The sequence below is a fragment of the Hydrogenophaga intermedia genome (assembly GCF_000723405.1).
Lineage (GTDB): Bacteria > Pseudomonadota > Gammaproteobacteria > Burkholderiales > Burkholderiaceae_C > Hydrogenophaga > Hydrogenophaga intermedia.
The window spans coordinates 21674-32425 of sequence record NZ_CCAE010000052.1 but is presented as its reverse complement, the minus strand read 5'-3'; the positions used below and the strand labels follow the sequence as shown (position 1 = coordinate 32425).

The following is a 10752-nucleotide window of genomic DNA, read 5'->3' as shown; positions in this document are numbered from 1 at the left end:
GGACAAGCGCCCGGCCTTGCTGGACCTGGGCGGCATCCGCATCGCCTGCCACGCGGTGGAGGAAGGGCGGATCTGAGGGTAGTCCATGCCCGCGAAGTCGCTCAGCCGCCGATCCACACCCCCGGCAACCACAGCGACACCAGCGGCACGTAGGTCACGATCAGCAGCACCGCGATCAGCGCCAGCGTGAAGGGCAGGGCTTCCTTGAACACCGCGTGCAGCGGCGAGCCCGCAATCTGCGCGGTGAGGAAGGTGATGACGCCCGAGGGTGGGGTGAGCTGGCCGATCATGAGGTTGAGCACCACGATCACGCCCAGGTGCACGAGGTCGATGCCGTAGGCGTTGGCGATGGGTACCAGCACCGGCACCAGCGTCACCAGGGCCACGGCGGGCTCCAGCGCCAGGCCCCACAGCAGCAGCACGATGTTGATGAGCGCGAGCATCACCCAGGGGCTGTCGGTCAGCGTCTTCAGTGTGGTGGCCAGCGTCTCGCCGATGGCCAGGTTGGCCACCAGCCAGGAGAAGATGCCCGAGGCCGCGATGGTGAGCAGGATGATGCCGGCGCTGACCATGCTCTCGCGGAAGATGTGCCAGGTCTGGCGCAGTGTGAGCTCGCGATAGAACAGCACGCTGATGACGATGGCGTAGAGCACGGCGATGATGCCCGCCTCGGTGGGGGTGACCACGCCACCCACGATGCCGCCGATGATGATGACCGGCATGGCGAGCGCGGGCAATGCGTCCCACGCAGCGCGGCCCACGGCGCGCAACGAGGTGCGCTCGGAATAGGGCAGGTTGCGCCGGTGCGCCACCCAGCTCGCGGCGGCCAGCAGGTACACGCCCATCAGCAGGCCCGGCACGGCGCCGGCCAGGAACAGTTGGCCCACCGACACGTCGCTCACCAGCGCATAAACCACGAAGGCAATGGAGGGCGGAATGATGGGGCCCATGGTGGAGGCGGCGGCCACCACGGCCGCTGCGTAGGCGCCGGGGTAGCCTTTGTCCTTCATGGCCGGGATCATCGATGAGCCGATGGCCGAGGCGTCGGCCACGGCCGAGCCCGACACGCCCGAGAACACCATGCTCGCGAGGATGGCCACATGCGACAGGCCGCCGCGAATGTGGCCCACCGCCGCCGAGGCGAAGTTGAGCAGGCGGCGCGTAATGCCACCCGTGTTCATGAGTTCGCCCGCCAGGAAGAAGAAGGGAATGGCCAGGAAGGCGAAGGAGTCCATGCCCTGCACCATGGACGAGGCCACGATGTTGACGGGCACGGCCCCGCCGCTGAAGGCAATGAACACCAGCGCCGCCAGGCCCATGGCGAAGAACACCGGCACACCGATGACGGCGAAAGCCATGAAGGCGGCCATCAGCACGCCGAAGAGGAGGATCTGCTGCATCAGGCCGCTCCGCGAACGCCGGCCCACTGCTGCCACAGCTTGTGCAGCAGCGCCAGGGCCATCAGCCCCGCGCCCACGGGCAGCGACCAGTACAGCACCGGTTGCGTGATCGGCATGGACGTGAAGGGAATGCCTTCCATTGCGTCGATGACGAGGCGGCTTTCCCAGCCATACACCGCCACGAACAGCAGCGACAGCAGCAGCGCCACGGTGCGCAGCAAGGCGCGTTTGCGCTCGGACATGTTCAACCCCAGGAAATCCGCCGAGAGGTGGCTGTCGCGGCGCACGCCCACATAGCCGGTGAGCATGGTGGCCCAGATCATGAGCAGCACACTGAACTCGGTGGCCCAGGGCAGGGGGACGCCCGCGAGTTCGCGCAGCAGGATCTGCCCACCGCCCACCAGCACGAGGACCAGCAGCGCCAGGCCCAGCAGCGCGGTGACCGCGCGGTCAAGCCAACCGAGCAGAGCACTCATTTGACGGCCCGGATCTTCTCGAGCGTGCCCTTGGCCCAGAGCTGGCCGTCGAAGCCCGTCATCACCTTGTCCGCCGCCTGCTTGAAGGCCGTCAGGTCGGGCTCGACGATCTCCATGCCGTTGGCCTTGAGCGTGGCGATGGACTTGTCGGCCACATCCCAGGTCATCTGGCTGGCCCACTTCTCGGTGGCGGCCACGGCCTCGGTCATGGCCTTCTGGTGGGCCGGCGACAGGCGCGCCCACTTGTCCGCGGCCATCAGCACCATCAGGCCCGACTGGATGTAGTCGATGCGCATGGCGTACTTTTGCACCTCGTAGTACTTGGCGCCGGCGATGGCGTCAAAGCCGTTGTCCTGGCCGTCCACCAGGCCCTGTTTCATGGCGAGGTAGAGCTCGGCGGCGGGCACGGGCGTGGGCGCGGCGCCCCAGCCCTTCATCACCTCCAGGATGGCGGGCGTCTCGGGCACGCGCACCTTCAGGCCTTTCATGTCGTCGGGCTTGAGCACCTTGCGGTTGGACGTGGTGAGTTGGCGCGGCGAGCGGTCGGACACATAGCCCACGTACTTGAAGCCGGCCTCCTGCTCCACCGGCGCGAGCATCTGGCGGAAGGTGTCGGACTGCATGAAGGCCTTGAAGTGCGCGTGGTCGCGGAACACGTAGGGCGCGAAGAGCGCGTTGAAGTCCTTGCCGCCCTTGGCCAGCGCCAGCGTGCCGGTGTCGGCCAACATCATGTCGATCTGGCCCGTGCGCAGGCCGGCGTAATTCTGCGGCAGGCTGCCCAGCTGGCCCGCGCCGAAGGACTGCACCTTCACTTCGCCATTCGTGCGGTCGGCCACCTCCTTGGCGTAGCGGTCGGCGATGGGGCCCCACACCGGCGGAGGCGCGACGTAGGCCATGCGCAGCGCGGGCTGCGCAGTCGCGGCGAAAGCGAGGCTGGCGAGCGCGAGCCCTGCCAGCAGTGGGCGGATGCGTTTCATGGTCTTGTCTCCTGTGGTGGTGGCTTGGGGCTGTGCGCCTGCCGGGCGGCCACGTAGTCCCGGTGGGGTGTGCCGTTGGACACCAGCATGCCGCCATCGACGTCGATGGTGCTGCCGGTGATCATGGCGGCGGCGGGGGAAAGCAGGAAGGCGATGGACTCGGCCACGTCGGCCGCCTCGACCCAACGGCCCAGCGGCACCGTGTCGGCCACGGCGGCGATGCGCTCGGCGCTGAGGCTGCGGTGGATCATGGGCGTGAGCGTGGGGCCTGGGCAGACCGCGTTGACGCGGATGCGTTGGCCGGACAGCTCGAAGGCCATGTGCCGCGTGAAAGCGAGCACCGCGCCCTTGGACGCGGTGTAGGCCGCGTCGCCCGAATAGGACATGCGCTTGCCCGCGATGGAGGCCACGTTGACCACCGAGCCGCCGTCGCGCATCAGCGGTGCGGCCTCGCGCAGGCACAGCATGGTGCCGCGCAGGTTCACGTCGAGCACGCGGTCCCAGTCGCGCGCGTTCATGTCCGCGAGCAGGTGGCGCGATTCGATGCCCGCGCTGTTGACCAGCCCATCGATGCGGCCGAAGCGATGTGCGATGGCGGCGAAGGCGGCGCACACCGCGTCTTCCTGCGCCAGGTCAGCGGCGATGTGCGTGAGGCGGCCATCGGCCACTGCGGCCGCGAGCGAGGCGTCGGGCACGGGGGCGCGATCGAGCGTGACCACGTGGTGGCCGCGTTGCGCGAGCAGGGCGGCGGTGGCCGCGCCGATGCCGCTGGCGCCGCCCGTGACGATGGTCACCGGAGCGGCGTCGTGCGGGTTGTCGGTGTTCGAAACAAAAGACATGACAACTTCCTCGGTTCGGCCATATAGTAACGATCGTTACCAAATAGCGAACCCTCTCGTTTTCCCTAAGGAGCTCGAATGAACGCCGCCGTCGAATCACACAAGGGCCGCAGCGCCGGCTGGATGCCCGGTCATCAGGTGCTGCCCGGCGTGTACGCCTACGACCTGGAAAGCCTGCCCTGGCGCACCACGCCACGCGGCACCGCGCGCGAGAAGGCCGTGCGCCGCGACGACGCGGCGGGCCTGTTCCTCGGCCTCATCGCCTTCGATCCGATGAGCCGCTCGGGCGTGCACCAGCACCGGGGCACGGCCAGCAGCTACTTCCTGTCGGGCGAGCTGGTCGATTTCCAGTGCACCACGCGCGCGGGCGCGGTGGGTATCAACCTGGCGGGCGCCACGCACGACGCGGTGACCTACGGCGGCTGCACGCTGTTCTCGCGCCTGGAGGCGCCGGTGATCATCGAGCCCGATGGGGCCGCCATTCACCCGCACGCGAAGAAGACCTCGGTGGTGAACGAAGCGCCGTTCACGCCCCCGGACATCACGGTGGTGCTCGACGCGGTGGTGCCCGTGGCCTCCCCGTTCGCGCGCGTGTCGCGTCGCGCGGTGTTTGATTACGGGGGCACGGGCCACAACCGGCGCCTGTGCATGCTGCAGCTGTGGCCCGGCGCGCACCTGCCCGATCTGCAGCACCAGGGCCTGACCGACTGGTTCGTGATGGCCGGCGACCTGCGCATCGGCGATACGCGCGTGGCGGGTCCGTCGGTGGTGGTGATCGAGCCGGGTTCGCGCGTGGACGTGTCGTCCACCTTCGGCTGCTCGCTGCTGGCCTGGGCCGAGGCGCCGGCGCACGCGGGGGGGGATCCTGCTCTGGAGCCTTACGGGTTCTGAGGGGTGCGTGGAGGGGTGCGTGGCATTTCGCGCCTCTGCTTCGCGAGGGCCGGCCGGCCAAAGAAGACCGGGCTTCCCGGGCTCGGCGATTAAATGGAATCTGACCCCAATTAAGGGGAGCCCGATTTCCGGTGGTGCGCTCGGGCGCTACTCTCGACGGCTGGTGGGGTTCGCGGGCGCAGGCCCCATTCGCGCTTGCCACAGAGGCGGCGCTCAAACCACGGTGGTGACGCCGGCCCGGTGGAGCGCACGGGAACATCTGCGCGAGCGTGGGCCGGAGAACGCGGACCACGCCAGCCGTCAGCGCGAGGTTTCAACGAGAAGTCAGCGCGAGGAATCGGCGTGAGCCAACTCCCCACACTCACTCGATCGGGTCGTCCGCCGTCGGGTCGTTGCGCGCCTGCAGCAACAGCTTGCCCAGCAGCTTGTGCAGCGTCTCCAGTTCCCTGTCGCTCAGGCTCGCGTAGACGTGCGCCTCGCGCTTGATGGCGGCCTGGGCGATTTCGCCATAGACGGCCCAGCCCTCGTCGGTCAGGCTGAGGTGGAAGCTGCGCCGATCCGCTTCGCTGTTCTCGCGCACCAGGCGGCCTTGCGATTCGAGCTTGCGCACCACGCGCGAGACACTCATCTTGTCCAGGCCGGTGAAGTCCGACAGCGTCTGCGCGGTGATGCCGGGTTTGTCCGCCACGGTCAGCATCACGCGCCATTCGGTGAGGTTGAGGTCGAAGCGCTCGCCGAAGCGCAGGCCGAAGGGCTTGCCCGTGACATTGGTGAGCACCCAGATGCGGTAATAGGGCGAGTTCTCGGTGGAGATCAGCGCGCGCTTCGCGGCCTGGGCACGGCCGCCGCCGCGAGGGCGTGGGGTGGGTGTCGCGCGGGAAGCCATGGCGCGGCAGTGTATGCGAGGCCCGCCGCCACGCGCTCGGCGGCAGGCCTTCAGTGGCGTGCGCCTGTTGGTGTCGTTTCTGTGATGGACCAGCGCACGAGTTGTGCGCGCGCCTCGTCGCTGGCCTCGGTGAGCTGGCGCGCGAGGTGCAGGCCCACGAACCAGCGCTGCTCCGACAGCGCGGCGCTGGGCTCCAGGTCTTCCATCAAGGAGCGCAGCGCGAGCGCCGAGGCGTGCAGCGATTCCAGTTGCGCGGAGAGTTCTTGTAGCGTGTTCATGTGGCTCCCATCGGAAACAGTGCGCGAAGCACCATGTAGAGGCCCAGGGCGCTGATGGCGATCTGGAACCCACGTTTGAAGGCGGCCTCGCTGAGCCGCTGGCGTGCGAAGGCGCCCAGGCCCAGGCCGATCAGTGCGGGCACCAGCATGCCGGCCGAGGCCGCCAGCGCTTCCGTGCGCACGCCACCGGCACCCAGGCTGATCCACAGACACACGGTGCACACGGTGAAGGTGAGTCCCAGTGCGCCGATCAGCGTTTCCTTGTTCAGGTTCAGCGATTGCAGGTAGGGCACGCTGGGCATGACGAACACGCCGCTGGCCACCGTGAGCGCGCCCGTGGCCAGGCCCATGGCCGGGCCGATCCAGGTGTCGTGCCGCCCGGGCGCGGGCAGCCACAGGCCGAACAGCCCGGCCAGGCCGTAGAGCGCGAGCAGGCCGCCGGTGAGTGCCTGCGCCCAGGGCCCGGCGGTGGCCACGTCGGGCAAGGGCGACAGCCAGGCGCCCGCCACGATGCCCAGGCACAGGCCGCGCGTGCGGCGCCACACGGCCCGCGCCACGCCGCAGCGCAGGTACTGCCACACGTTGGTGAGCAGGGAGGGCAGCACCAGCAGCGCCGCGGCCTGCGCCAGCGGCAAGACCATCGACAGGCCGGCAATGGCCACCGTGGGCAGGCCCAGCCCCGTCACGCCCTTGACGGTGCCCGCGACCACGAACACGGTCGCCACCACCCACCACTGCTGCAATTCCATGCGGCGCGATTCTGTCGATGCCGCGCCACGGCGGCCATCGCAAAGAAGTGGAGAGGGCGTTCGGAAAAACCGGAGACCCCGCGAGCTCAGTCGCGCAGCGACTGCTCGTGCAGGAAACCGATCAGAGCCTTCACCGAGGCGGGCGCGGTGTCGTGCGGGTGGTGCGTGCACAGGATCAGACGCCGCTTGGCCCACGGGTCCTTCAAGGGCCGCCACTGCAGGCCAGGGTACTGGCGCACCAGCTCGCGCGTGGCCAGGCTGGAGACGATGGACAGGCCCACGTCGAGCGCCACCATCTTGAGCACGCCCTCGAAGGTGCGCAGGCTCACACGGTAGCGGATCACCTTGCCCAGGTCCGCCGCCTTGACCTGCAGGTAGGTGTAGAGCGCGCTCTGCGCGGGCAGGCCCACCATGGGGTGCTCCAGGCAGTCGTCGAAGCGCGGCGAGGCGTCGAGCGCGGCCAGGCGGTGCGCGGTGCCCACCACCACCAGATGATCGTCGGCCAGCGGCATGGCGTGCAGGCCGCTGGTGTCCATGGTGTCGGCCAACACGCCCACGTCTGCCTTGCGGCGGTGCAAGGCCTCCAGGATCTCCCCGGTCCACATTTCCTGCAGGTCCACGTCGACCTCGGGGTGTTCGCTGAGGAAGCGCGACAGCGGCTCGGGCAGGTAGCCCGACAGCGCGGCGGTGTTGGCCAGCAGGCTCACACGGCCGCGCACGCCATGCGCGAAGGGCGCCATCTCGCGCTGCAGCCGGTCCAGCTCCACCAGCACCGAACGGGCGTGGCGCGCCAGTTCGATGCCGGCGTCGGTGGGCCGCACGCCCGAGGCGCGACGCTCGAACAGACGCACGCCCAGGGCCGACTCGAGCTCCTGCAGCCGGCTGCTGGCGGCCGCGACCGAGAGATGGCAGCGCCCGGCGCCGGCGGTGATGGAGCCCGCGTCGAGCACCTCGATGAACAGCTTGAGCTTGGCGACGTCGACTTTCATGGGGGACGGCTTGTGGGGCTGCGCCGCATCATAGGCAGGCCCCGCGCCGCGCGCCGACGGACGGAATTCCGGGTCTTCCGGCAGAGAACTAAGGGTTTACCCTAGTTCTTTTGGTCACATTCGTGCAAAATTTCGCACGCCCGTTCGCCAGGGGTTGCCTCCGCACCCCCTTGCGGGATCCGTCCTGCAGGCCTGTCCGCCAGGCCATCCCATCCGCCGGTCGCACCTTCGCGGTGCGATCCAAGGCTTGGGCGAACGTTCGAAGTCGCCACATCGCCGGAGTCCGGCGTCCACACCGCGCGTGCGCGCCCATCCGGCGCGTCCCACGGGCTTTTCGTTTCCGTTCCGTTCAGTCCGTCCTGGCCCCACAAGGGCCGGGTGGTCACGCTTTTTCCGGGCCCACCCCTGGCCCGTCCGCCATGAATACCGAACGCATCCTGCTCGTCGACGACAGCGAGAACGACAACCTGTTCCACGAGATCACCATCCGCAAGACCGGTTTCGCGGGTGAGATCCGCGCCTTCGAGTCGGCCGAAGACTTCTTGCAATTCCTGCGCCAGGACGAGGGCGGGGTGCCGACCCTGGTGCTGCTGGACATCAACCTGCCCGGCATGAGCGGCTTCGATTGCGCGCGCCAGGTCGACACCCTGGTGGGCGAGGACCGCTCGGTGTTCGTGAGCGTGCTGACCTCGTCCACCTGGCGCGACGACCGCCACACGGCGGACGCGATCGCCGTCATCGAGGACTTCCTGATCAAGCCGCTCACTCGCGAAGCGCTGGAGCGAGTGATGGAGCGCGCGCGCGCCAAGGCCTGCGCGGGCTGAGGTTCCCGCGTCGCGTGGGCGGCGCTATGCAAGCGGCGCGGCATGCACAATGCCCCGCACCCGTGCACCGCACACGGGGCAGAGGAGACCGCATGCACCACGATGAACAGGTCCGCCTGATCGAGCGCGCGCTGGCGCTCATCGAGGCCGGCGCCAGCGAGCGCGGCGAGCCCGCGATCAGCCCGGTGAGCCGTTACCTGGACCCGGCGCGCTTCGAGAAAGAGCGCGCGCTTCTGTTCAACACCATGCCGCTGGCGGTGTGTGCCTCGGGCAGCCTGCCGGCGGCGGGGGACAGCCTGGCGCTCGAGGTGGCGGGCGTGCCTGTGCTGCTGTCGCGAGGCGAGGGCGGTGAGCTCAATGCCTTCATCAACGCCTGCCGCCACCGCGGCGCGCGCCTGTTGCCCGAAGGAACTCACCAACGGCGGGCCTTCATCTGCCCGTACCACAGCTGGACATACGGGCTGGACGGCGCCTTGCGGGGCCGCCCGCACGCGCAGGATTTTCCGCACGCGCCACCCGAGCGCTGCTGGCTCGCGCGCGTGCCGGTGGGCGAGGCCCTGGGTCTGGTGTGGGTGGTGCCGCGCGCGCTGCGCGAGGGCGAGCCCGATCGCATCGACCTGGAACGCCACCTGGGCCGCTTCGGCCAGGACTTGCGGAACTGGGGCTACGACAGCTGGGTGCCATTCCACGAACGCAGCTTCGCCAACGCGGCGAACTGGAAAATTCCCTTCGAGGGCAACCTGGAGACGTACCACTTCCAGTACGCGCACCGCGACAGCATCGCCCACTTGTTCCACGACAACCTGCTGATCGCCGACCACGACGGCGACCACCAGCGCCTGCTGCTGCCCAAGCGCAGCATGGCCGGACTGCGCGATCAGCCGCCCGCGCAATGGGCGATCGGGCCGCACTCGAACATCATCTACTTCTTCTTCCCGGCGACCTTCATCCTGCACGAAGGCGACCACGCCAACCTGTTCACCGTGTTGCCCGACAGCGTGGGCCACAGCACCGTGCGCGCGTGCACGCTGATCCCCGAAAGGCCGGCGAGCGAGAAGGCGGCCCGCCACTGGCAGCGCAATGTCGAGTCCTTCTGGGGCGCGCTGGACGAGGACTTCGCGCTCGGCGTGAGTTGCCAGTCCACCCTGGCCAGCGGGGCGAATGCGCACTGGCACCTGGGCGCCACGGAGTGCAGCGCCGCCCGCTTTCACGCGGCGGTGGAACGGGTGCTGGCCCAGGGGGCTTGAACCTGCTGGCCTAAGATGGCGCGATGCCACGCCCAGACGCCAGCGCTCTCGCCACCGCCGAATCGCACGACACGCGCCTGCTGCGCGCCCTGGCCGTGGTCGCCGGTGAAAAGGGCCTGGCCGCCACCACCGTGTCCGACGTGGTGCGCGAGGCCGGCGTGTCCAAGCGCAGCTTCTATGAGCACTTCAGCGACAAGGACGCCTGCTTCCTGGTGCTGTACCGGCAAGCCAGTGCGTCCGCGCTGCGCACGCTGCGCGAGTCGGTGCAGCCGGATCGGCCCTGGCAGGCACAGCTGGAGGCGGCCTTGCACGCCTACTTCGCGCACTTGGCGGGCGGCCCGCAACTCCTGCGCACGCTGTTCGTGGAGATCCACCACCTGGGCGCGGCGGGCGCTGCCGTGCGCCGCGAGGTGATGCGCACCCTGGCCGACTTCATGCGCGACACCGTCAACCGCGACCGCGACGCCGCGCACGCCCTGAGCGAGGCCATGGCCCTGGCGGCGGTGGGCGCGATCACCGAACTCGTGCTCGACGCCATCGAGCGCGGCGAGCAGGCACGGCTCACCGAACTGACGCCGGCGGCCAGCGACATCGTGCGCCGGCTGGCGCAGGTCTGAGCAAGGCGGTTCGTTACATTATTTGTTAACGCACTCATTCAAGGACAGGGCCATGATTTTGCGATCCATCGATGTGGTGCCCATCAGCGAGGCCCGTGCCCGGCTCACCGAGCTGGCTGAGGACGTCGTGGGGCATGGCGTTGAAAAACTGCTGACCAAGAACGGCGCCAGCTACGTGGCGCTGGTCGATGCGCGCAAGCTGGACTACTACCATGCGCTCGAGGCAGAGCATGCCGGACTGGTGCTGGCGCAGAGCGCGCTCCAGGGCCTGGAGGATCTGGCGGCTGGCCGGGTATTGGACGAATCGGAACTCGATCGCGCCCTGTCCGTGCGCCCCGCGCGTTCCCGCAAGAAGGCCTGATCCCAGGTGCCCTTGCCGGTCAACGCGCGCGTTCAGGCCGCCCAGGAGCGTTCCATGGCCGAACGCGCGGCATCGCTCGCCGCGGCGCACGGCGTACCGCATTTGCGCGAACTGGTTGTCAAACCATACGTGCTGCTCTACGCGCACGGCGACGACCGCGTGGTGCTGCTGGCGCTGAAGCACGAGCGCGAGTTGCTCTTCCAGCTCCCGTAGCGGTG

General features: G+C 69.0%; 14 protein-coding genes. 6 read left to right on the top strand and 8 right to left on the bottom strand.

Annotation, left to right across the window (positions count from 1 at the left end):
• Nucleotides 1–101 precede the first annotated feature (101 nt).
• Genes BN948_RS21030 through BN948_RS21015 form a run of 4 tightly spaced genes read right to left on the bottom strand, consistent with a single transcriptional unit; the run spans nt 102 to nt 3692 of the window.
• Nucleotides 102–1400, bottom strand: coding sequence for a TRAP transporter large permease (locus BN948_RS21030; RefSeq protein WP_009519037.1), 1299 nt, complete (start codon nt 1398–1400; stop codon nt 102–104).
• The gene (locus BN948_RS21025; RefSeq protein ID WP_009519036.1) at nt 1400–1876 is read right to left on the bottom strand and encodes a TRAP transporter small permease; all 477 of its coding nucleotides are present in this window, start codon (nt 1874–1876) and stop codon (nt 1400–1402) included. Before BN948_RS21025 ends, BN948_RS21030 begins: the two co-directional genes overlap by 1 nt.
• On the bottom strand, nt 1873–2853 hold the full coding sequence (locus BN948_RS21020; protein ID WP_009519035.1) for a TRAP transporter substrate-binding protein: 981 nt from the start codon (nt 2851–2853) through the stop codon (nt 1873–1875). Before BN948_RS21020 ends, BN948_RS21025 begins: the two co-directional genes overlap by 4 nt.
• Nucleotides 2850–3692, bottom strand: a complete 843-nt coding sequence (locus BN948_RS21015) for an SDR family NAD(P)-dependent oxidoreductase (protein ID WP_009519034.1) — start codon at nt 3690–3692, stop codon at nt 2850–2852. Before BN948_RS21015 ends, BN948_RS21020 begins: the two co-directional genes overlap by 4 nt.
• A 78-nt stretch (nt 3693–3770) precedes the next feature.
• On the opposite strand from BN948_RS21015, the gene BN948_RS21010 reads away from it, so the two are divergent.
• Complete coding sequence (locus tag BN948_RS21010; protein WP_009519033.1) at nt 3771–4583, top strand: cupin domain-containing protein; 813 nt, start codon at nt 3771–3773, stop codon at nt 4581–4583.
• 361 nt (nt 4584–4944) lie between these two features.
• On the opposite strand, the gene BN948_RS21005 is transcribed toward BN948_RS21010, so the two are convergent.
• The 4 genes from BN948_RS21005 to BN948_RS20990 all read right to left on the bottom strand — a co-directional run bounded on the left by BN948_RS21005 (nt 4945) and on the right by BN948_RS20990 (nt 7485).
• Nucleotides 4945–5469: a MarR family winged helix-turn-helix transcriptional regulator gene (locus tag BN948_RS21005; protein ID WP_009519032.1), complete on the bottom strand. Its 525-nt coding sequence runs from the start codon at nt 5467–5469 to the stop codon at nt 4945–4947.
• Nucleotides 5470–5519: 50 nt separating this feature from the next.
• Nucleotides 5520–5747, bottom strand: a complete 228-nt coding sequence (locus BN948_RS21000) for a hypothetical protein (protein WP_009519031.1) — start codon at nt 5745–5747, stop codon at nt 5520–5522.
• Complete coding sequence (locus tag BN948_RS20995; RefSeq protein WP_009519030.1) at nt 5744–6496, bottom strand: sulfite exporter TauE/SafE family protein; 753 nt, start codon at nt 6494–6496, stop codon at nt 5744–5746. Before BN948_RS20995 ends, BN948_RS21000 begins: the two co-directional genes overlap by 4 nt.
• 86 nt (nt 6497–6582) lie before the next feature.
• A complete protein-coding gene (locus tag BN948_RS20990) occupies nt 6583–7485 on the bottom strand; it encodes a LysR substrate-binding domain-containing protein (protein ID WP_009519029.1) in 903 nt (300 codons plus the stop codon).
• 419 nt (nt 7486–7904) lie between these two features.
• Between BN948_RS20990 and BN948_RS20985 the strand changes: the two genes are divergently transcribed.
• The 5 genes from BN948_RS20985 to BN948_RS26780 all read left to right on the top strand — a co-directional run bounded on the left by BN948_RS20985 (nt 7905) and on the right by BN948_RS26780 (nt 10747).
• Nucleotides 7905–8309 (top strand): response regulator, encoded by a 405-nt coding sequence (locus tag BN948_RS20985; protein WP_009519028.1) that lies wholly within the window; start codon nt 7905–7907, stop codon nt 8307–8309.
• A gap of 92 nt (nt 8310–8401) precedes the next feature.
• Nucleotides 8402–9556 carry an aromatic ring-hydroxylating oxygenase subunit alpha gene (locus tag BN948_RS20980; protein WP_009519027.1) on the top strand — a complete coding sequence of 385 codons (1155 nt, stop codon included), beginning with the start codon at nt 8402–8404 and terminating at the stop codon, nt 9554–9556.
• Nucleotides 9557–9579: 23 nt separating this feature from the next.
• The gene (locus tag BN948_RS20975) at nt 9580–10173 is read left to right on the top strand and encodes a TetR/AcrR family transcriptional regulator (RefSeq protein ID WP_009519026.1); all 594 of its coding nucleotides are present in this window, start codon (nt 9580–9582) and stop codon (nt 10171–10173) included.
• 52 nt (nt 10174–10225) lie between these two features.
• The gene (locus BN948_RS20970; RefSeq protein WP_009519025.1) at nt 10226–10534 is read left to right on the top strand and encodes a type II toxin-antitoxin system Phd/YefM family antitoxin; all 309 of its coding nucleotides are present in this window, start codon (nt 10226–10228) and stop codon (nt 10532–10534) included.
• A gap of 54 nt (nt 10535–10588) precedes the next feature.
• Complete coding sequence (locus BN948_RS26780) at nt 10589–10747, top strand: hypothetical protein (RefSeq protein WP_009519024.1); 159 nt, start codon at nt 10589–10591, stop codon at nt 10745–10747.
• Nucleotides 10748–10752: the final 5 nt, after the last annotated feature.

Excerpts from the sequence above, each read along its gene's own strand:
- BN948_RS21025 (WP_009519036.1), bottom strand. The coding sequence starts at position 1,876 with ATGAGTGCTCTGCTCGGTTGGCTTGACCGCGCGGTCACCGCGCTGCTG.
- BN948_RS21000 (WP_009519031.1), bottom strand. The coding sequence starts at position 5,747 with ATGAACACGCTACAAGAACTCTCCGCGCAACTGGAATCGCTGCACGCC.
- BN948_RS20970 (WP_009519025.1), top strand. The coding sequence starts at position 10,226 with ATGATTTTGCGATCCATCGATGTGGTGCCCATCAGCGAGGCCCGTGCC.
- BN948_RS21020 (WP_009519035.1), bottom strand. The coding sequence starts at position 2,853 with ATGAAACGCATCCGCCCACTGCTGGCAGGGCTCGCGCTCGCCAGCCTC.
- BN948_RS21010 (WP_009519033.1), top strand. The coding sequence starts at position 3,771 with ATGAACGCCGCCGTCGAATCACACAAGGGCCGCAGCGCCGGCTGGATG.
- BN948_RS20995 (WP_009519030.1), bottom strand. The coding sequence starts at position 6,496 with ATGGAATTGCAGCAGTGGTGGGTGGTGGCGACCGTGTTCGTGGTCGCG.
- BN948_RS26780 (WP_009519024.1), top strand. The coding sequence starts at position 10,589 with ATGGCCGAACGCGCGGCATCGCTCGCCGCGGCGCACGGCGTACCGCAT.
- BN948_RS21030 (WP_009519037.1), bottom strand. The coding sequence starts at position 1,400 with ATGCAGCAGATCCTCCTCTTCGGCGTGCTGATGGCCGCCTTCATGGCT.
- BN948_RS20975 (WP_009519026.1), top strand. The coding sequence starts at position 9,580 with ATGCCACGCCCAGACGCCAGCGCTCTCGCCACCGCCGAATCGCACGAC.
- BN948_RS20990 (WP_009519029.1), bottom strand. The coding sequence starts at position 7,485 with ATGAAAGTCGACGTCGCCAAGCTCAAGCTGTTCATCGAGGTGCTCGAC.
- BN948_RS20985 (WP_009519028.1), top strand. The coding sequence starts at position 7,905 with ATGAATACCGAACGCATCCTGCTCGTCGACGACAGCGAGAACGACAAC.
- BN948_RS20980 (WP_009519027.1), top strand. The coding sequence starts at position 8,402 with ATGCACCACGATGAACAGGTCCGCCTGATCGAGCGCGCGCTGGCGCTC.
- BN948_RS21005 (WP_009519032.1), bottom strand. The coding sequence starts at position 5,469 with ATGGCTTCCCGCGCGACACCCACCCCACGCCCTCGCGGCGGCGGCCGT.
- BN948_RS21015 (WP_009519034.1), bottom strand. The coding sequence starts at position 3,692 with ATGTCTTTTGTTTCGAACACCGACAACCCGCACGACGCCGCTCCGGTG.